Below are 19,200 nucleotides of genomic sequence, written 5' to 3'. Positions count from 1 at the left end.
CCTCTCCGGGCACGACAGCGCGGCGGGCGTGTTGTGAGAGACATCGAGGCTCGCCCCTCCTTCGCAACCTCCGCAGCGGTTCGGCTCTTCCGAACACGCTGCCGGCCCGGATCAACGATGACATCCACACCCATCAACGCCTTCGTGACGGATTGCGAGATTGCGTCCCGCCACGCCTCCGACGGCCCCTTGAGCGGAATGACCTTCGGGGTGAAGGACCTGCTCGACGTCGCGGGCGTGCCGACCGGGGCGGGCAACCCGGACTGGCGCCGGACGCACGCGGTGCCGGAGCGAACTGCGCCGAGCGTCGCCCGATTGCTCGATGCGGGTGCAAGGCTCGTGGGAAAGACGATCACCGACGAACTCGCCTGGGATCTCGACGGCGAGAACGCGCATCACGGCACGCCCGTCAACGTCGCCGCCCCGGGGCGGATACCGGGCGGCTCGTCGTCGGGATCGGCCGCCGCGACCGCCGCCGGGTTGTGCGATTTCGCCATCGGCACCGATACGGGCGGGTCGGTACGCCTGCCGGCCAGCTTCTGCGGCCTCTACGGGATACGCCCTACCCATGGCCGCATTCCGTCGGAGGGCGTGGTTCCGCTGGCCCCGAGCTTCGACACCATCGGCTGGTTCGCACGCGATCCGCAGGTTCTTCGGGCGGTCTCCGAAGTCATGCTCGGCGCTACGGGCGAGGTGGTGCCGACCGAGCGGCTGGTGATCGCGGACGACCTGTTCGCCCTGGCCTCGCCCGCGATCCGTGCGGCCCTGAGCCCTGCCGTCGAGCGGCTCGCCGCCCTCGTGCGACGGGTCGAGCACGTCACGGTCGCCGACGGGGACGCCCCCGTGTGGCGCGACGCTTTTCGAACGATCCAAGCGCGGGAGGCATGGACCACGCACCGCGACTGGATTCAGCGGACCGACCCATCCTTCGGAACGGATATCCGGGAGCATATCGAGGAAGGGGAGCATCTCGATGCGGACGTCGTGGCGCGAGCGCAGGCGGTCCGCGACGAGGTTCGGGCGCGCATGAGCCGGCTCGTCGTGCCCGGAACCCTTCTCGTCCTGCCGACCGCTCCGGATATCGCTCCGCGCCTCGACTCATCGGAAGCCGAGCGCGCCGACATCCGCGACCGCGCCCATCGGATGCTCTGCCTCGCCGGGCATGCCGGCCTGCCCCAGCTCTCGATGCCGCTTGCGACCTCGAACGACTGCCCGATCGGCCTCTCGGCGATCGCGGCGCACGGGCAGGATGAGGCGCTGGTCAGTTTGGCCACGCGTCTTGCCGAGCGTCTTGCCGAAGCGAGGTGACGCGGGCGGCAGGCAGCTGGGGATGGCCGCTCGCCCGGAACATCATCCCGATCGGGATCCGGGCACGAAACGCCGGAGCGTTCCGAATTCGCTGGGCCCGCACCCTACCGGTGTCCTTACGGTTTGGGGCTCCCGCGCGGATGTCGGCGCATCGCACGAAAGCGCCCCTGCCGAACCCGGCAGGGGCGCTCGCAACGTCAACGCCGTCGAAGGATTACGCGGCGAGCCACGCCGGCATGTCGGTCCAGGCGCTGTGCCCATCAAGCTCCGCGGCAAAGACGCCGTCGAGCCGTGCACGCTCGCGCTCGACGAGGGCGCCGTCCACCGCCACCGGGCGGCAGCGGCCGTGCTCGCCGGCCGGCACGAAGTTCGGATCCGTCAGCATGCCGTCCTCGCCGGCGAACCACACTCGGCTGCCCATGTCGTAGTAGCTCTCGGCGGCCAGACCTTCGGCGAGCAGGATGTCGTGCGCATCCAGCTCGACATGCCAGTAGGTCACCTGCGTCGCCGGCTCGCGGACGATGGAGGTGCCGTTGATCAGGCACATCACGGGCACCAGCACGCCGCCCTCGCCGTTGACATCGGCGCCCACGAGCACCGGATGGCCGTGCGAGAGGCGCAGATCGCGCGCCGGGAGGCCGGGGCCGAAGGCGCCTGCGCGGATCCGGATGGGCTGCTCGTTGTGGGGCAGCGCCTCGCTCTTGGCATCAAGGGCGCGGTTGCCGATCCAGGTGATCGGACGCAGCGTACCGGAGGCCGTCACGGCGAGATCGCCGACGGTCAGATCCTCGACCGCAACCTCGCCGCGGGCGGTGCGGATGAGCGTGCCGGTGGTGAAGCAGGGCGCGGCCTGGACGTTGTAATCGCCGAGCGTGTTGTTGCTGTCGGCGAGGAAGCGTGTCCGGGTGGAGCCCGCAGGCGGGTTCGAGCCGACTACCTGCGTGTTCGAGAGAAGGTAGCGGTAGTTGCCGGCCGCCGTCTCACCGGGCGGGATGGCCCTGCTCACGAACAGGATCTGGCCAGAATTGTCGAACTGCGTCGAGGTCAACTGAATGGACGTTCCGGCAAAACCAGCTGGAGCATCGGCTCCATAGGTCAGCGTTACTGGATCGCCTACAACGTTGATGGTGCCGCTTACGCTCACGGAATAGGTCGAAGCGGTATCGACCTGAAAATTTCCAGATGCACCACCGTCGTCGGTTCCGAGGAAGCCGGCAGAATACGTCGTATTGTTGAAAGTGATCGGCAAAGCCATAGTTCATCCCTCCCGTTTTGAGCGGGCGCTTTTGTCTTCAGTTATGCGCCGGGCGATCATTCGGCGACGGAATGCAGAGAGATGGGCTCCATTTCAGGAGCGCCTGCGGCCTCAACGCTGCCTTGCTCTAACTCTGCTTTCGGTCACGGTCCGAACATGCGGGGAACCTGCGACGCCGACAATCCATCGGGACGGGTTATTTGCTGGTCGGATTATTTTTCTCTCATGATCGTGTGCGGCTGTGCCAGATCTGCAACATTTTTCAGCCGAAACTGCTTACGCCTCAGTAATTTAGGCATATTAAATCGGGATCTTTCGGCAATAAAATTGCGCTTAGATCTTGCGTCTCGCGGGGTCAATGCGCTGATTGGTTGGCAGGACGGAAGAGAGCCGCCCTCGACGCCGAAACACGGTTCGCAGTCCCGGTTTCGGGACGATCTCGAGCGGGGGTGGTGGACGGCGCCGCCCTGCCGGGCTCCCTCCTCCCCGGCCCGAGGCGAGGGCGCCACCGGATGTCCCCGGATGGGACAGTGAAGCCGGCGGCTGCCTTGCATGACGAGGACAGCCACCACTGGCTGTTGCGGTCGGAGCCGCACAGCCGGTGGTACGATGCCATCGCATGGGGGGCGATGCCGGCTTGACGACCACATGACGACTTGCGCTGCCACGCGCGGAGCCATCCTGAGAGACGGAACGCCATGGCAACCCGCTTGACCAGCAAGACAGTCGCTCAATCGGCTCGGTCCAATATACCGGTCAGGTTAGCGTCGTCACCCGCATAGACCGCCTTGCACGCTCCATCGCTGCCCTGTCTGGTATCGTAAAGCGGATGGAGGCTGCGGGAGTGGTTCTTGTCGCCATTGAACAACCCATCGAGACGTCAACGCCTGCCGGTCGCTGCTTCCTACAGATGCTTGGGGTCTTCGCTGCGTTCGAGACGGCCATAGGGCGCGAGCGTCAGATGCAGGGTATCGCGAAGGCCAAAGCCGAAGGGGCGTTCAGGGGCCGCAAGCCTTCCATCGACGCAACTCGTGTGAGGGAGCTGGCAGCATTCGGCATGGGCGAAACCGCCATCGCCAAGGAACTCAGGGTTAGCCAGGCTTCGGTCTACCGGCTGATCGGGAGGAATCGTACAACAGTTGTTGCTATTGCCCGACCGACAAGCTGTCGTCTGACGCAACGTAATAGAGACAAAGACGGGGCGTTTTTTGCCCTCCCCACATGTTCCCGCGGATCGGAAAGCGTTCGTCCCACCGCGCCATCTGAAGGAATTCAATCCCACAGATCTTGTCTTGAAATAAAAAGCAAATTTGTCCCATAGTTAGAATTATAGATCAATATAACCGGCGCTGAATAACACAATTCCGACAAGTTTCCCGCAGATAGGTTGCGCACAATATGGACGGGAACGACACAACGTCATGAATATCCAACGGGCGCGACTCATCGGTGGTGTCGCTTCGATCATGCTTTCGTTAACACTGTGTGGACTGGCGTCTTACATCGAAGGTCGCATAATACTTTTCTAATCAAATTTTGATTCTTCATACCTCGTCTGTAGGTAGGCGCCTATAAGAAAACCCCCTTGAAGTGCTGATAAGTATGACAAGAACAACAGCACATCAACCAACGAAAATGACCAACGTATAATCGACGCCGTAATCCATATGCTAGCGATGGCGATGGATGCAAGGATTAGAGTGTTCGTCTGATACGTCCGCCCGATGAGGGCCCCCGTAGCTAGTGATATCGCTGCAACTAGCATCGTTCACTCGCACAAAACTCAAACTAAGCATCATCAATGATGGCGCGATCGGCGAATCCCCATGGCGCACTACCAGTGACATTGCGTGGCTCATTGATTGTATCGAATGATCATAAAGCGTGATTGATGTATGTAGGTCCCGCGTTGCAAAAGCATTTTCCACGCGTGGTTGTCGGATCGTGGGAAGTTCATTGATTCGCGTCGTGTAGCGGGGCGAACGTATATCGAACTTAGTGAACCATGGTCGGGCCTTAACCCAACCGGACGATGCCAGAACCACGCTCCCCCGTCCGTGGCGGCGGTTGCAGTGGTCCAGGGCGTTTGTCAGCGGCCGACTGCGCTCCCGATCCCTACCGATCAAGGCGCGCTGAGATGCTTCGAGGGGCATCAGGTCCGTGGTGATGATGCCGGTCCTCTCAATCAGCCCGGTCCAAAGCCAGCCGGTCAGGTCAGCGGCCAGCCGCGGGCACCAACGACGAGCAGCGGCGAAGGTCGGGTTTCGTACGTCAGGCTCGACTGCTGAGGCCGGTGAGAGGATCGCAGCCACCTCCCCGTCCCGGAACGTGCGCTCCCGCTTGGCGACCCTCTTGGGCTCCTCCGGGCTCTCGCCCGTGACCGGTTTCGATAGCAACAGCTTTCCACCGTGAAGCCCGCAGGCCCAGGCGAACACAGACCTGACGGCCACGAGGTCGTTCCGGTTGATGGCACTGGGATGAACGCCCTCCACGTCGCGTGACGGCGCAGAACCTCGGCATAGACGCCTGACGGCCCCGGCTCATCAGCCATGGCGTGGACCCACTCCCGGTAGGCTAAGCCGCCAAGGGCTGTGATCTGTCGTTGGTTGAGCCGTGTCGGCCCTTTCCGCTGGGCCTCCCAGAACCGCTTCAAAGCTCCATCAGCGACCGAGCGGCGGCTTCGAGCTTCGGCTATGTCCGTGGTCAGGAGGGAAGCTTGGATGGCGTCACCGACCTTTACGGTGAGAAGGCATCGCCCACCGGAAGAGCCGCGCTCTGACCCTTCACGCTGTGGAGAAGGTCATGCGGCGTGCGCTGGCGCAGGTAGTAGGTCCCGGTCTTCGGGTGCTTCCACGATCAGGCTGTCATGAGGGTCATACGTGAAGCCGCTGTGTGAAAGCGCGGCCTTTATCAACCCATTGTAAAGACCAACCTTTTGACTTCCAACAGGAAGTAGGTTGGTGCGGCCAAGAGGACTCGAACCTCCACCCCTCGCGGGACTAGCACCTCAAGCTAGCGCGTCTACCAATTCCGCCATGGCCGCCCTTGCCGCCGTGCCGCTTGTGGCGGCCGGTGTCTTGTGTGGGCGGCGCAGCGGATAACAGATGCCCGGGGCCTGCACAAGCGCCGGATGCGCTTCTTCGCGTTTTGCCGCCTCGAAATCCGCTCAGGGCATCGTGCCCGCATCGTCGAGGATCGGCACGGCGCCCTCGCCGATGGTCACGCCGGGGGTGCGCACGACCTCGGCCTTGCGGATCAGCTCGGTCACCTCAACGGAGATGCGGTTGCCGGTCACCACGATCTGCCCGCGGGCGATGGGGTGGTCGTTGGCGAGGATCTCGACCATGTCGGTCTCGGTGGCCTCCAACTCGATCACCGCACCACGGCCCATGCGCAGCAGCATGTGCAGCGGCATGTGGCTGCGCCCCAGCACGACCTTGAGATCGACCTGCAATTCGTCCAGGACCGCCACGCGCGGATGCTCCGTTTCTTAAAGCCCGGAAAACCTTCCGCACGCGATGGTGAAGTCTTGGTAAACAATTCCTTCACGGCACCCGCTTCCCGGCTTTCGATCGCACCCGCGACATTCCTGCCGCGCGCGGACGCACCGCCGGTGGCTTGGCGCGTGACCGACAGCCTCGTCGGCTACGAGGCGGCGGAGGCCGAGATGGAGGCCCGCGCCGCCGCGATCGCCCGGGGCGAGGCGGACGAGTTGGTGTGGCTCTTGGAGCATCCGCCGCTCTACACGGCGGGCACTTCGGCCAAGACCGTTGACCTCGTCGAGCCGGAGCGCTTCCCCGTCCACCGCACGGGCCGGGGCGGGCAGTACACCTATCACGGGCCCGGCCAGCGCATCGCCTACGTGATGCTCGACCTCAACCGGCGCCGGCCCGACCTGCGGGCCTATGTGGCGAGCCTGGAGGCATGGCTGATCGCGACGCTCGACGCCTACAACATCCGGGCCGAGCGCCGCGAGGACCGGGTCGGGGTCTGGGTGCGGCGGCCGGACAAGGGGCCGACCGTCGAGGACAAGATCGCGGCGATCGGCATCCGGGTGCGACGCTGGGTGAGCCTGCACGGCATCAGCCTCAACGTCGAGCCGGACCTCGCCCACTTCTCCGGCATCGTGCCCTGCGGCGTGCGCGAGCACGGCGTGACGAGCTTGGCCGACCTAGGCCGCATCGTCAGTCTGCCCGAGGTGGACATGGCGCTGCGCGCCGCCTTTGAGCCGATCTTCGGCCCGACACGCGACGAGGCTTGAAATCCCGCTTTCGAAAGGGATCATACCTTTCGCGGGTCCAGTGCGGAGCCCCGGTGAAGGGAGGTCGGGGCGCCGCCCCGATACCCCGCCGAAGGGGTGAACCCCTTTGGGATCCCAGAATTTCAGGCGTCGGCGGTGGCTGTCGGGACGACCGGGCGTGCGGACGGTGCCGACCGGCGCAGCCGCAGTCCCGCGCGCAGCAGCGGCAGGACGAGGCGGGCGAACCGGATCTGGCCGGGGAGCTGCCGCGGCATCAGCGGGCGGTAGGCGAGGCGCGGGCTGGCGCGATCGACCGCCGCGACGATCTCGCCGACCCGCGGCAGGGCGGCGATGCGGCGAGCCTCGCCTTCAGGGATGCCGAGCCGCCGCGCCCAGGCGAGATCGCGGGTGAGGCGGCCCTCGTCGTGAAGGCGGCGCAGCCGTGCCCGCCAGACGTAGCGGTGAAGCGCGCGGGGCACCGCCTCCATGCGCGCGTCGCACAGGGCGTCGGGCTCCTCGCAGCGGGAGCGGATCGTGTCGGCGACCCCGCCGGCCGCGCGGCCGGTGAGGCGGGCCGAGATCAGAACCAGCACCGCCCGGTCATGGCGTACGCGAAAGCCCCGCTGGAGTAGGGCGCCGACGAAGGCGCCGTCCTCGCCGAGCGGGATTTCCGGCATGCCGCCGACATCACGGTAGGCAGGAAGCCGCACGGCGAGCGAGGCGCCGATGGTGGTGCGGTGGCAGGGCCAGGGATCGTGCGGATCGGGATCGATGCGCGCCTCCATCTCGGTGATGAGCGCGTCGTAGGTGTCCTCCAGCCGGCCGCGGGCGGGCAGCGAGGGCGGCAGCAGGGCCGCCTCCTCCGGGATCAGCTCGACCCGGCCGGCGACCGCGTCGGCGCCCGCCTCCAGGGCGGCGAGGTTGGCCGCGACCCAGTCCGGCGGCACGATGCTGTCGGCATCCGTCGTCAGGAGCGTGGCCGTCGTGGAGGCCGTCCCCTCCGCTTCGAGCCACGCGACCGCCGCGTCCATCGCCGCGCGGCGCGCCCAGCCCGCATGCGCCCCGGCATGAACACGCTCGATCACCCGGACGGGGATCGACAGCGCCGGCACGAGACCGGCGACGATCGCCGCCGTGTCGTCGGTGCAGTTGTTGAGGAACAGCACGAGGCCGAGCCGCCCTGGCGCCAAGCCGGTCTGCCGGTCGATCGCCGTCAGGCAGCGGGCGATCCGCTCGGCCTCGTTGCGCACGGGGATGGCGATGACGGTGTCGAGGCGCGACGGCGTGGGGGAAACGGGCGGCACGGACGGGCTCCGGGAAAGCCGATGGGAGGTGCCGGAAGGCGGGCTCCGGGCGGCGTTGCGCCTGCATAAGCTGCGCTTGATGAACCGCGGCTGATGGTCTCGCACCACGGAACGGGGCGGGTCGGCCCCGGTTTCCCGGGCATCCTGCCTCGGCAAAAGGAGCCTTCGACGGAGGCTTCGAGGAGTCATCCACGGATCGCGCGGGAGCCGGCCCCCTCATCGCGGCTCGCCGCAGGAACCCGAACCGATGATCGCCCTCTACGGCATCGCCCTGCTTGCCGGCATCGCCACGGCCGTGCAGCCCGGCCAGAGCACGCAACTCGCGAAATCCTTCGGTGCGCAGCCCTTCGCGGCGGGGCTCGTGTCGATGCTGGTCGGCACCGTCACCATGCTCGGCATCGGCCTCGCGACAGGGCGGCTGCACCTGCCGAGCCTTCAGCAGGCTGGTCAGACACCGGTCTGGGCGTGGTTCGGCGGCGCGCTCGGCGCCGGCGTCATCCTGGCCCAGCTCTTCGTCGCGCAGCGGATCGGCGCGGCGTCCTTCCTCGGCCTTCTCGTCACCGCGGGCGTCGTCACCTCGATCACGCTCGACCATTTCGGGCTCGAAGGCTTCGCCGTCCACCCCGCGAGCATCACGCGCCTTCTCGGCGGGGCGCTGATGATCGCGGGCGTCGCCCTCGTGGCCCTGTCCTGACGGAGAGCCGCCCCGGCCTACCCTACTCCGCCGCGTGACGGAGCCGGGGCGAGGCCGGAGCAGCGTTCCCGGTCCGCGCCCGTGCCAGCGCCGCGTCGAGGGCGTCGCTCAGCGAGGTCACGAGCAGGTCGGCGGAGATCGCCCGGCGCAGGCGGCCGAGGGAGGCCGGATCGCGCTCGCGCCAGAAGCCGACGAGGATCGTCGCCCCCGGTGCGGCCTTGCGGGCGCGGCGGATGGTCAGGCGGATCTGCGACAGGCTGATCGGGTCGAGATAGGAGAAGCAGATCATCGCCGGGCGCTCGCCCTCGGGCAGGCCGTTGCGCAGCACGTCCCCCGTCGCTAACCGCGCCCCGAGCCCGTGGCGGGAAAGCGTCTGAGCGAGCATCAGCGTCGCGGCCTCGTCGAAGGCGCCTCCGCTCGGCACGCACAGGACCGGCACCTCTCCGCGCCAGGTCGGCGCCAGGTCGTCGGGGCCGAGCACGATGCCGGCCGCGCGCCGGTCCGGCCCCACCGCGGCGAAGGCAGCTTCGGCCTCGGCGCCGACGGGCTTGCGCGAGCGCCGCGGCATGCCGCGCTTGCGCGCCAGCCCCAGCGCCTCGACCACCGTGCGGAAGCCGGCACCGACCTCGCCCTGCCGCTCCCGGTCGAGCATGCCGCGTGCCGCATCCTCCTGGGCCATGCGCAGGCCCGGAAGCACGACCTCGTCGTAGTAGGTGACGAGCGCCCGCTCCTTCAGGAACAGCCGCCCCTGGTCGATGGCCTCGGCCGGATCGCCCGCCAGCATGCGCTGGTAGAAGATCTCCTGGGGGCCGAGCGCCGGGCGGTCGCCGAGGATCACGTCGAGGAACCACAATCGCTCGACATGGCGGCCGAGCACCACGAGGCAGACGGTCAGCGGGGTGGCGAGCAGAAGGCCGATCGGTCCCCACAGGAAAGTCCAGATCGTTGCAGCCAAGATCACCGCAATCGGCGAGATGCCGGTCGAGTGCCCGTAGAGCAGCGGCTCGACGACGTGGCCGGCGATCGGTTCGACAATCAGGAACAGGATCGCGACCTGGATCGCCATCGACCAGCCGGGATCGACGGCCACGGCGATGGCGAGCGGCAGCACTGCCGAGATCACCGCGCCGACATAGGGCACGAAGCGCGAGATGCCGGCGATGACCCCGAACAGGATCGGGCTCGGCACGCCGATGAACCACAGGCCGACGCCGATCACGAGGCCGAAGGCGACGTTGAGGATGAGCTGCGCCACGAAGAACCGGCTGAGCCGGCTCGTGGCGTCGTCGATCGCCGCGGTGGTGCGGCGCAGGTCGCTCGATCCGGCGAGCCGGATCGCGCGGTTCCGCAGATCCTCGCGCTGGAGCAGGATGAAGATCGTGAACAGCAGGATGAGGCCGAGCGTCGCCAGCGGATGCAGCACCCCGCCCGCCACGCTGCCGAGCGTCGTCAGCAGGCCGGTGCGGGGGGCATGGATCTCGACCTGCATCGGCCGCCCCGCCGTGCCGAGCGCCGCACTCGTCTCGGATTCGGTCTTCGCGGCGGGCGGCTGCAATTCCTTGCCGATCTCCTCGGCCATGTCGAAGAAGCCGGAGAAGGTGTCCGACAGGCTTCCGCGCTCGGCGGTGGCGGCGCGCAGGGCCGTGATCTTGTCGCGCAGGGTCAGCGAGTAGCGCGGCAGATCGGTCGCGAGCTGCGCCGCCTCGCGGGCGATCAGGCTGCCGATCGCCCCGAGCAGGCCGAACGCGAGCACCACCACCAGCAGCACCGCCGCCACCCGCGGCACCCGGACACGCCGAAGGACTCTCACGGCGGGTACGAGGACGAAGCTCAGCAGGATGGCGAGCGCCACCGGCACGAGGATGTCGCGGCCGAAATACAGGGCGCTGGCGAGCGTCACAACCAGCAGCAGCGAGGCGAGCGTCGTCACCACCGGCAGCGCCTGCCGCAGGAGCCGCGTGGTGACCGGATCGGTGGTCATGGCGTCCTCATGGGCAACCGGGCCCGTTCGGGTGATGGATCGTCAGGAGCGGTGGAGGCGGGCCGGAGGCCTCAATCCCCCGCCCCGATCGCCGCGCCGATCTGGGTGAGCAGCTTGGGGAAGTCGATCGGCTTCGGGTGGTAGTCGTCACAGCCGGCCTGGATCGCCTTGTCGCGGTCGCCCGACATGGCGTGGGCGGTGAGCGCAATGATCGGGATGGCGCGGGTATCGGTCGCGGCCTTCAGGGCGCGGGCGGTCGACCACCCGTCGAGGATCGGCAGGTTCATGTCGAGCAGGATCACATCGGGCTGGGCGGCGCGGGCCTGCTGCACGCCCGCCTCGCCGTCATGGGCGAGCACGACTTCGTAGCCGCGGCGCTTGAGCCGGCGGGACAGGAAGTCCCAGATCTCCTCGTGATCTTCCACCAGCAGGATTTTTCCCGACACGCCCGAAACCCCTTACTCGCGCCGATACGCGCTCCGCGACCTAACGCGCGGAAAGCCGTTGCGGTGTCATGGGCCCGCGCGCAATCCGTATCCCTTGTCATCTTCGTCGCCTTGTCTCGCTCGGCCCCGCACGGCTAAGGGGTGCGCCAGGGCGGATCATGCGGGGCGGACGCGGTGCGGGATGGCGGGGCGGAGAGCGGCGACCCGCGCGTCACGGCGCTGCTCGTGCATCTTGCGGAGCGTGAGGCGCCGTTCTCGATCAGGGACCGCGACGACCTCGCCGGGCTCGCGCTCGGACGCGCGACCCTGAGTTCACGGATCGACCCGCAGGCTCCGCCGCGCTGGTGGGTGAAGGGCGCGGGCGGGCTCGATCTGGCGGAGGCCGACCTCGCCGATGCCCGGCTGGAAGAGACGGACCTGTCGGGGGCCAACCTGCGGCGGGCCTCGCTCGCCGGAACCCTCGCGCGCTCGGCCGGCTTCGCGAGCGCCTGCCTGGAGGAGGCGGATTTTGCGGGCGCCGACCTCAGCGGCGCGCGCTTTGCCGGAGTCGCCGGCGGGCAGGCTTCCTTCCGCGAGGCAATGCTGGAGGATGCCGATTTCTCGGGCGCGACCATGCGCTTTGCCCGGCTCGACAAGGCGTTGCTCGACGGCGCCCGCTTCGAGGGCGCCGACCTCTGGGGCACCGACTTCACCGGGGCGGATGCCGACGATTCCGTGTTCCGAAGGGCCCGACTCGACGAGGCCAACCTCTCTGACTGCAACCTCACCGGGGCGGATTTCGAGGGTGCCAGCTTGAAGAAGGCGCGGCTCGTCGGCTCGCGGCTGCGCGGCGCCAACTTCTCCGGCGCCCGGCTCGACGGGGCGGACCTGTCGGGGGCCGACTTCTCCCGCACCAGCCTCGTGCGGCTCGACCTCACGACATGCAAGCTGCGCCATGCGCGCTTTGCCGGAGCGTGGCTGGAGGGCGTGCGGTTCTCCGTCGAGCAGATCGGCGGCATGGTCGGCGAGGAGGCGGCCGGCGAGTACGAGGCCGCGCAGGCGAGCTATCTCGCGCTCGAGCGCAACCTTCAGAGCATCGGCAGCCCCGAGGGCGCGAGCTGGGCCTACAAGCGCGGGCGCCGCATGGGCCGGCGCCACGCCGGCGTGCGCACCCGCGAGGCCTTTTTCGCCCGCGATGTTCGAGGGACGCTGAGCGACGGCTACCGCTGGATCGCCGACCGCTTCGTCGAGTGGCTGTGCGATTACGGCGAGAGCCTGTCGCGGATCGCCCGCGCCTTCCTCGTCGGAATCTTTCTGTTCGCCGGGGCCTACGGGGCGACGGGCGGGCTCTTCCACGAGGGCGAGAACACGCCGACCTACAATCCGCTCGATCTCGTGAGCTACAGCGCGCTCAACATGATGACCGCCAACCCGCCAGAGATCGGGGTAAAGCCGCTGGGGCGCGTCACCAACCTGCTGGTCGGATTGCAGGGGGCGGCGGGCATCGTGCTGATGGGTCTGTTCGGCTTCGTTCTCGGCAACCGGCTGCGCCGCTGACTTGTGATTTCGCATCCGAGCGAAAGCCGGCCACACCGGTCGGGGCGATGCCAAGACGACGACGTCAAGACGACGATGACAGGACGGGAGACATCACCGTGACCGTACAGGACGGGAAGGTGCCGGAAACCGGGCCGACCATGGCCGACTTCCGCAATCTCGCCGACGCGCTGCCGCAACTCGCCTGGATCGCCGAGGCCGACGGCAACCTCGTTTGGTACAACCGCCGCTGGTACGACTACACCGGCACGACGCCGGCCGAGATGGCCGACCACGGCTGGCGCAAGCTGCACCACCCGGATCATCTCGAACGCGCGGCCGCGCGCTTCGTCGCCTGCATCGCGGCGGGCGAATCGTGGCAGGACACCTTCCCCCTGCGCGGCCGGGACGGCCGCTACCGCTGGTTCCTGTCGATGGCCGAGCCAGTCCGCAATCGGGACGGCAGCATCGTGCGCTGGTACGGCACCAACACCGACGTCACCGAGACGCGGCTCGCGCAGGACGCGCTCGGCCATTCCGAGCAGCGCTTCCGCGCGCTGGTGGATGCGTCGGCCGCCGTGATCTGGAACACGACCGCGCAAGGCGAACTGATGCCGCCCCAGCCGAGCTGGGCCGCCTACACGGGCCAGGGCGACGAGGCCTATCAGGGCTGGGGCTGGATCGACGTGATCCATCCCGACGACCGGGCGCGCGTCGCCGAGGTCTGGGCCGAATGCGTCGAGCGGGTGAAGGTGTTCGAGGTCGAGTACCGCCTGCGCCGCCACGACGAGGTCTGGCGCGACATGGAGGTGCGCGGCGTGCCGGTGCTCGCCGAGGACGGCTCCATCCGCGAATGGGTCGGGCTCAACATCGACATCACCGCCCGCAAGGAGGCCGAGGCTGCGATCGAGCAGGCCCGTGCCGCGGCGGAGGCCGCCAACCTCGCCAAGAGCCAGTTCCTGGCCAACATGAGCCACGAGCTGCGCACGCCGCTCTCGGCGGTGATCGGCTATTCCGAGATGCTCGGCGAGGAGCTGGAGGATCTGGGCCAGGCCGAGTTGCTGCCGGACCTGCGCAAGATCGAGTCCTCGGCCCGCCACCTGCTCGGCCTCATCAACGATGTCCTCGACATCTCCAAGATCGAGGCCGGTCGCCTGACCCTGGCGGCTGAGACCTTCGATGTCGTGTCCCTGATCGAGGACGTCACGGCCGCCACGCAGAGCCTGATCACGAAGAAGCGCAACCACTTCCGCCTCGATTTCGAGGGGGATCTGGGCGCGATGCATCAGGACCAGTTGAAGCTGCGCCAGTCGCTGATCAACCTGATCGGCAACGCCGCCAAGTTCTCGGAGGACGGCGAGATCATCCTCGGTGTGCGGCGCCAGCGGAAGGACGGCGCCGACTGGCTGAGCTTTTCCGTCTCGGATACCGGCATCGGCCTGACCGACGAGCAGATCGGCCGGCTGTTCGAGCGCTTCTCTCAAGCCGACGAATCGACCACGCGCCAGTTCGGCGGGACCGGCCTCGGGCTCGCCATCACCCGCGCCTTCGTCGAGCGCATGGGTGGCACGATCGGCGTCGAGAGCACCTTCGGCGAGGGCGCGACCTTCACGATCCGCCTTCCGGCCGAACTCGCCGCCTACGAGGAAGAGGTCGAGGCGGAAAGCGTCGCCGCTCGCGTGCAGGAGATCACCGACGGCGAGGCGCATCTGCACGACGTGGTGCTGCTCGTCGACGACGATCCGGCCGCCCGCGACCTGCTCCAGCGCTTCCTCGAACGCGAGGGGTTCCGCGTGCGCACCGCCAATGACGGGCGGGCCGGGCTGACCTTGGCCCGGGCGCTGAAGCCGCGGGCGATCCTGCTCGATATCGAGATGCCGCGCATGGACGGCTGGGCGGTGCTGCACGCGATCCGCACCGATCCCGACATCGCCGACACGCCGGTCATCATCACCAGCGTCGTCAACGAGTTCAGCCTCGCCCACGTGCTCGGCGCCACCGACTACATGGTCAAGCCGATCGATTGGGGGGCGCTCAAGGATACGATGGAGCGCTACCGCCCCGTGGACCGCGAGGGCAGCGTGCTCGTGGTCGATGACGACGCCGACGCCCGCGACCGGGTGCGCCGCACGCTGCAGCGCGACGGCTGGCAGGTGCGCGAGGCCGAGAACGGCGCCCTCGCCCTGGAGAGCCTGGATCAGGTCCGCCCGAGCCTGATCCTGCTCGACCTGATGATGCCGGTGATGGACGGCTTCGCCTTCCTGCGGGCGCTCCGCGGCCGCCCGGACGGCGACAGCATCCCCGTGGTGGTGCTCACCGCCAAGGAGATCACCGCCTCGGAGAAGGAGAGCTTGGGCGCCCAGGCCGACCGGCTCATCATCAAGGGCTCGATGTCTCTCTCCGATATCGGACGGCAATTGCGCGATCTCTACAGCCGACAGGACGGCATGCCGCTGCCGGGCCAGATCCAAAGCTTGATCGACAAGCTGTCGCCGTAGGTCCCCGTCGGCTGTATCCCTCCGACGCCCCTCAGGGCTTGGGTGGGAGATCGGCTCCTGCCCCCGTCTGCGCCATCGCCCGCGCTAACCCCTCGTAGACCCGCGGATCGGTCATCTGCGCCACGTTGAAGCGCATGAAGCCGCCCGCCGTCTGCGAGACGCTGAAGACGTTGCCGGGGGCCAGCACCAGACCTTGCCCCAGGCCGGCGCGAGCGAGAGCCGCCGCATCGTGCCCGTCGGGTAGGCGGCACCAGAGGGTGAAGCCGCCGCGCGGCACGATCCAGGGTGTGATGCCGAGCGAGCCGAGCCGGGCGATGGCCTCCCGGCGCGCCCGCGACAGGCGGCGGCGCAAGGCTTCCAGATGCTTGCGGTAGCTGCCTTCGGCGAGCGTGCCGGCGATGATCTCGGCGGCGACCGGGCTCGGGCCGCCGAAGCTCGTCGCCACCTGAAGATCGACCAGGGCCTCGATCCAATCGGGGCGTGCGGCGATGAAGCCGCAGCGGATCGAGGCCGAGAGCGTCTTCGAGAAGCTGCCGATGCGGATGACGCGGGTGAGGCCGTCGAGAGCGGCGAGCCGGGGCGAGGGCTCGGGCTCCAGATCGGCGAAGATGTCGTCCTCGACGATGGTCAGGTCGTGCGCTGCCGCGAGCGTCAGGAGCTGGTGGGCGGTCTGCGGCGAGAGCGTCGCGCCGGTCGGGTTGTGGAGCGCCGAATTGGTGACGTAGAGGCGCGGGCGATGCTCGGCGAGCGAAGCGGCGAAGGCCGTGAGGTCGGACCCCGTCGGCGTGTACGGCACCCCGACGATCCGGACCGCGTGGACGCGCAGCAGGGCCTGGAAGTTGAAGTAGCACGGATCGTCCACGATCACCGTATCGCCGGGGCGTAGGAGAAAGCGGCCGATCAGGTCGATGGCCTGCGTGCCCGAGGCGGTGAGCAGCACCTGGTCCGCCCCGGCTTCGATCCCCTCCCCCGCCAGCCGGCGCACGAGGTGTCGGCGCAGGGCGAGTGCGCCGCGGGTGGCGCCGTAATCGGTCAGCACCGCATCCCCGGCCTGCGCGAGGCCGCGCACCGCCCGGCGGATCGCCGCGTTCGGCATCCACGCGGCCGGAAGCCAACCACAGCCCGGTTTGAGCATCTCCGGCCCGGCATCGAGTGATTGGCGCGAGACCCAGAGCGGATCGATCGCCCGGTCGCGCCGCGGCTCCGCCTCGGTGAGCGCCAGCGGCGAGACCGGCCCGGAGACGAAAAAGCCCGAGCCCGGACGCGCCCGGATCAGCCCCTCCGCCGCCAGCCGGTCGTAGGCCTCGACCACGGTCGAGGGCGAGACCTGCATCGCGGCCGCAAAGCGCCGGATCGAGGGCAGCCGCTCCCCCGGCGCCAGCACCCGCGCGGCGAGCCGCTGGCGGATCGCCGCCATCACCGCCCCGGTGCGGCCGCCTGCATCCTCCGTCATGTCACGCATCATCGGCCGTGTGGGCAAGGAGAGCCATACAGTTTGGTCAAAACCGTACGGGACCGTGCCTGTCATCACCAGAGCCGGCCGCCCTATCCTCGCGTAGGATTCGAGGACGGACGATGCGGCAAACGCGCGAAAAACCTTGGGAGGGGTGGGGCCACGGCCTCCTCGGCGTGCTCATCTTCAGCGGCTCGCTGCCGGCGACACGGGCGGCGGTCGGCGGCTTCACTCCGCTCTTTCTGACCGCCTCGCGCGCGGTGATCGCCGCCGGGCTCGGCGCCGCGCTGCTGGCTCTGCTGCGGCAGAAGCGGCCGGCGCGGGGCGATCTCGGGCCGCTCGCCGTGGTGGCCCTCGGCGTGGTGGTCGGCTTTCCCCTGCTCACCGCGCTGGCGCTCCGTCACATCACCTCGGCCCGCTCCATCGTCTTCATCGGACTGCTGCCGCTCGCGACCGCCCTGTTCGGTCTTCTGCGCGCCGGTGACAGACCGAAGCCCGCCTTCTGGCTCTTCTCGATCGTGGGCAGCGTGCTGGTGGCGGGCTTCGCTCTGGTGCGCAGCGACGGCGCCGACCTGACGGGCGACGGGCTGATGCTGGGAGCGATCCTGCTGTGTGGCCTCGGCTACGCAGAGGGCGCCCGCCTGTCGCGCCGGCTCGGCGGCTGGCAGGTCATCTCCTGGGCGCTCGTGCTGGCCGCGCCCGCCATGGCCGTTCTGGCGCTCGCCACCCTGCCGGATTCATGGACCGGAATCGGCCTGCCGGCCTGGGCCGGGCTCGGTTACGTCTCGGTGTTCAGCATGCTGGTCGGCTTCGTGTTCTGGTATCGCGGGCTAGCGCTCGGCGGCATCGCCGGGGTCGGGCAATTGCAGTTGCTTCAGCCCTTCTTCGGCCTCGCGCTCGCCGGCCTGCTGCTGGGCGAGCCGGTCGAGGGGGCGATGATCGCGGTCGCCGCCGGGGTGGTGCTGTGCGTCGTCGCCGCGAAACGGTTCGCGTAACGCGCGGCTCAGAACCCCCCGCCTGCCTGATCGAAATCGACATAAGCCGTCTCGATCACGATCTGCGTGCGGCTGATGACTTCGAGCTTGCGCAGGATCTCGGAGACGTGAGCCTTCACCGTCGAGTCGCCGACCTGCAGCTCGTAGGCGATCTGCTTGTTGAGCTTGCCCTGGCGGATCATGCCGAGCACCCGCATCTGCTGCGGGGTCAGGCGGGCGACCCGCTCGGCGATCGGCGCCTTGTCGCCGCCCCGCGCCGGGGCTGGCGCTGCTGCCAGATCGGGTGGCATGAACAGGGCGCCGCCGAGCACCTCGGAGATCGCCCGGGTCAGGGTCGCCTTGTCGACGGCCTTCGGCACGAAGCCGGCCGCGCCGTGACGCAGGGCCTCCTGCATGATGCGCGGATCGGTGACGCCGGAGACGATCAGGATCGGCACGCGGGGAAAGCGCGTGCGGATCGCGGCAAGCCCCTCGAACCCGGTCACGCCCTGCATCGAGAGATCGAGCAGCGTCAGGTCGATGGCGGGGTTCCGGCTTAAGGTCTCGCAGGCCGTGCCGATGCCATCCGCCTCGTGCAAGACGGCCTCGGGAAAGGCGAGCGCGATGGCGCTCGCCAGCGCCTCGCGGAACAGCGGGTGATCGTCGACGATCAGGAGGCGCAGGGCCTGTCCGCCTTCCAGGGGAGCCACTGCGTCGGAGTGGCCGCCGATATCCGATTGTGCGCTGGCCGTCATCGCGATCATGTCTTCCGGCGCGCCGGCACCGGCCGGCGAGGGCCCATGCGCCGATCTTAAGCCGATTCGAGATCGACCGCTTCCCGGTCTTTGGTCCATCCCCGGTCGGGACAGCTTGGCGCGTCACGCGCCTTCGAGGACGAGCTGGCGGCGGCCGGGGCGGTGCCCCTCCGAGCCGGTCTCGCGAAAGCCGATCTTGTGCAACAGGCCCCAGGAGGCGACGTTGCCGGGGCGGCATTCGGCCACGATCGCCCGGCGGGGAAAGCGGCGGCGCAGCAGGCCGACGATGGCGGAGACCGCCTCCGTCCCGAAGCCGCGTCCGCGGGCGGCCCCGCCGATCCAGTAGCCGATCTCGACCGCGCCCTCCCCCCGCAGATGCGTGCCGACGACGCCGACGAGCGGGGCCGCGGGCTCACGGCTCCAGGCGCCGAGAAAGCGGTCGCGCCCGTGCCGGCCGGAGGCGATCAGCGCCTCGGCATCAGCCAGGGTGAAGGGGTTGGCGAGGAAGTCGACCGCGCCGGTGATCGCCGGATCGTCGGTGAGCGCGTGCACGGCCCGCGCGTCACCCGCGCCAAGTGGCGCAATCGCCAGCCGCCCGGTTTCGAGACCGGGAAGGTCGCTCAAGCTGTCGCGGCGGAGGCGGCGGAAAAACATTTCGCAGGATGCTTTCGCGCGTGAGACCATAAACGCCCTGTCGTCGCCGTTTAATCCGGGGCTGTCGAGAAAAACTCGGCTCGAAAAAATCCACCCGGTCCCGCATGGGTGGCCTGCGGGGCG

The 19,200-nt window shown here is 68.6% G+C and carries 16 protein-coding genes and 1 tRNA gene; 7 read left to right on the top strand and 10 right to left on the bottom strand.

Features of this window, described 5'->3' with window-relative positions; all coding sequences use genetic code 11:
* The first annotated feature begins 117 nt into the window (after positions 1 to 117).
* The gene (locus J2W78_RS08265) at positions 118 to 1,308 is read left to right on the top strand and encodes an amidase (RefSeq protein WP_253369627.1); all 1,191 of its coding nucleotides are present in this window, start codon (positions 118 to 120) and stop codon (positions 1,306 to 1,308) included.
* Positions 1,309 to 1,522: 214 nt separating this feature from the next.
* Here J2W78_RS08265 and J2W78_RS08260 read toward each other — a convergent pair whose 3' ends face one another.
* Positions 1,523 to 2,563, bottom strand: coding sequence for a Hint domain-containing protein (locus J2W78_RS08260; RefSeq protein ID WP_253369625.1), 1,041 nt, complete (start codon positions 2,561 to 2,563; stop codon positions 1,523 to 1,525).
* Between the two features lie 733 nt (positions 2,564 to 3,296).
* Between J2W78_RS08260 and J2W78_RS24840 the strand changes: the two genes are divergently transcribed.
* Positions 3,297 to 3,884 (top strand): recombinase family protein, encoded by a 588-nt coding sequence (locus J2W78_RS24840; protein ID WP_367399421.1) that lies wholly within the window; start codon positions 3,297 to 3,299, stop codon positions 3,882 to 3,884.
* Between the two features lie 349 nt (positions 3,885 to 4,233).
* On the opposite strand, the gene J2W78_RS08250 is transcribed toward J2W78_RS24840, so the two are convergent.
* The 3 genes from J2W78_RS08250 to J2W78_RS08240 form a co-directional block, all read right to left on the bottom strand.
* Complete coding sequence (locus J2W78_RS08250) at positions 4,234 to 4,716, bottom strand: DUF4113 domain-containing protein (RefSeq protein WP_253373997.1); 483 nt, start codon at positions 4,714 to 4,716, stop codon at positions 4,234 to 4,236.
* Positions 4,717 to 5,521: 805 nt separating this feature from the next.
* Positions 5,522 to 5,606, bottom strand: a tRNA-Leu gene (locus J2W78_RS08245).
* A gap of 123 nt (positions 5,607 to 5,729) precedes the next feature.
* Entirely contained in the window at positions 5,730 to 6,035 is a 306-nt protein-coding gene (locus J2W78_RS08240; protein WP_253369623.1) for a FliM/FliN family flagellar motor switch protein, read from the bottom strand.
* Between the two features lie 57 nt (positions 6,036 to 6,092).
* Between J2W78_RS08240 and lipB the strand changes: the two genes are divergently transcribed.
* Positions 6,093 to 6,824: a lipoyl(octanoyl) transferase LipB gene (gene lipB / locus J2W78_RS08235; protein ID WP_253369621.1), complete on the top strand. Its 732-nt coding sequence runs from the start codon at positions 6,093 to 6,095 to the stop codon at positions 6,822 to 6,824.
* Positions 6,825 to 6,946: 122 nt separating this feature from the next.
* On the opposite strand, the gene J2W78_RS08230 is transcribed toward lipB, so the two are convergent.
* The gene (locus J2W78_RS08230; RefSeq protein ID WP_253369619.1) at positions 6,947 to 8,107 is read right to left on the bottom strand and encodes a glycosyltransferase; all 1,161 of its coding nucleotides are present in this window, start codon (positions 8,105 to 8,107) and stop codon (positions 6,947 to 6,949) included.
* Between the two features lie 247 nt (positions 8,108 to 8,354).
* Here J2W78_RS08230 and J2W78_RS08225 point away from each other — a divergent pair, with 247 nt between their 5' ends.
* On the top strand, positions 8,355 to 8,801 hold the full coding sequence (locus J2W78_RS08225) for a DMT family transporter (protein ID WP_253369617.1): 447 nt from the start codon (positions 8,355 to 8,357) through the stop codon (positions 8,799 to 8,801).
* 22 nt (positions 8,802 to 8,823) lie between these two features.
* On the opposite strand, the gene J2W78_RS08220 is transcribed toward J2W78_RS08225, so the two are convergent.
* Together J2W78_RS08220 and J2W78_RS08215 are read right to left on the bottom strand one after the other, a co-directional pair.
* The gene (locus J2W78_RS08220) at positions 8,824 to 10,782 is read right to left on the bottom strand and encodes an AI-2E family transporter (protein ID WP_253369615.1); all 1,959 of its coding nucleotides are present in this window, start codon (positions 10,780 to 10,782) and stop codon (positions 8,824 to 8,826) included.
* 71 nt (positions 10,783 to 10,853) lie between these two features.
* A complete protein-coding gene (locus J2W78_RS08215) occupies positions 10,854 to 11,228 on the bottom strand; it encodes a response regulator (protein ID WP_060771448.1) in 375 nt (124 codons plus the stop codon).
* A gap of 174 nt (positions 11,229 to 11,402) precedes the next feature.
* On the opposite strand from J2W78_RS08215, the gene J2W78_RS08210 reads away from it, so the two are divergent.
* Both J2W78_RS08210 and J2W78_RS08205 read left to right on the top strand, forming a co-directional pair.
* Entirely contained in the window at positions 11,403 to 12,764 is a 1,362-nt protein-coding gene (locus J2W78_RS08210) for a pentapeptide repeat-containing protein (protein WP_253373996.1), read from the top strand.
* A gap of 140 nt (positions 12,765 to 12,904) precedes the next feature.
* Complete coding sequence (locus tag J2W78_RS08205) at positions 12,905 to 15,241, top strand: response regulator (RefSeq protein WP_301288743.1); 2,337 nt, start codon at positions 12,905 to 12,907, stop codon at positions 15,239 to 15,241.
* Positions 15,242 to 15,272: 31 nt separating this feature from the next.
* Here J2W78_RS08205 and J2W78_RS08200 read toward each other — a convergent pair whose 3' ends face one another.
* Positions 15,273 to 16,694 (bottom strand): PLP-dependent aminotransferase family protein, encoded by a 1,422-nt coding sequence (locus J2W78_RS08200; RefSeq protein WP_253369611.1) that lies wholly within the window; start codon positions 16,692 to 16,694, stop codon positions 15,273 to 15,275.
* Positions 16,695 to 16,816: 122 nt separating this feature from the next.
* On the opposite strand from J2W78_RS08200, the gene J2W78_RS08195 reads away from it, so the two are divergent.
* Complete coding sequence (locus J2W78_RS08195; protein ID WP_253369609.1) at positions 16,817 to 17,689, top strand: DMT family transporter; 873 nt, start codon at positions 16,817 to 16,819, stop codon at positions 17,687 to 17,689.
* An 8-nt stretch (positions 17,690 to 17,697) separates the two neighbouring features.
* On the opposite strand, the gene J2W78_RS08190 is transcribed toward J2W78_RS08195, so the two are convergent.
* A complete protein-coding gene (locus J2W78_RS08190; protein ID WP_253369607.1) occupies positions 17,698 to 18,432 on the bottom strand; it encodes a response regulator in 735 nt (244 codons plus the stop codon).
* Between the two features lie 114 nt (positions 18,433 to 18,546).
* On the bottom strand, positions 18,547 to 19,077 hold the full coding sequence (locus J2W78_RS08185) for a GNAT family N-acetyltransferase (RefSeq protein WP_253369605.1): 531 nt from the start codon (positions 19,075 to 19,077) through the stop codon (positions 18,547 to 18,549).
* Positions 19,078 to 19,200: the final 123 nt, after the last annotated feature.

It is taken from the genome of Methylorubrum extorquens, from assembly GCF_024169925.1.
Classification (GTDB): Bacteria; Pseudomonadota; Alphaproteobacteria; order Rhizobiales; family Beijerinckiaceae; genus Methylobacterium; species Methylobacterium extorquens_A.
This window is presented reverse-complemented; position numbering and strand designations above follow the sequence as displayed.

Coding starts and splice junctions, on each gene's coding strand:
- J2W78_RS08225 (WP_253369617.1), top strand. CDS start 8,355: ATGATCGCCCTCTACGGCATCGCCCTGCTTGCCGGCATCGCCACGGCC.
- J2W78_RS08200 (WP_253369611.1), bottom strand. CDS start 16,694: ATGACGGAGGATGCAGGCGGCCGCACCGGGGCGGTGATGGCGGCGATC.
- J2W78_RS08205 (WP_301288743.1), top strand. CDS start 12,905: ATGGCCGACTTCCGCAATCTCGCCGACGCGCTGCCGCAACTCGCCTGG.
- J2W78_RS08220 (WP_253369615.1), bottom strand. CDS start 10,782: ATGACCACCGATCCGGTCACCACGCGGCTCCTGCGGCAGGCGCTGCCG.
- J2W78_RS08265 (WP_253369627.1), top strand. CDS start 118: ATGACATCCACACCCATCAACGCCTTCGTGACGGATTGCGAGATTGCG.
- J2W78_RS08185 (WP_253369605.1), bottom strand. CDS start 19,077: ATGTTTTTCCGCCGCCTCCGCCGCGACAGCTTGAGCGACCTTCCCGGT.
- J2W78_RS08260 (WP_253369625.1), bottom strand. CDS start 2,563: ATGGCTTTGCCGATCACTTTCAACAATACGACGTATTCTGCCGGCTTC.
- J2W78_RS08195 (WP_253369609.1), top strand. CDS start 16,817: ATGCGGCAAACGCGCGAAAAACCTTGGGAGGGGTGGGGCCACGGCCTC.
- J2W78_RS08190 (WP_253369607.1), bottom strand. CDS start 18,432: ATGATCGCGATGACGGCCAGCGCACAATCGGATATCGGCGGCCACTCC.
- J2W78_RS08250 (WP_253373997.1), bottom strand. CDS start 4,716: ATGCCCCTCGAAGCATCTCAGCGCGCCTTGATCGGTAGGGATCGGGAG.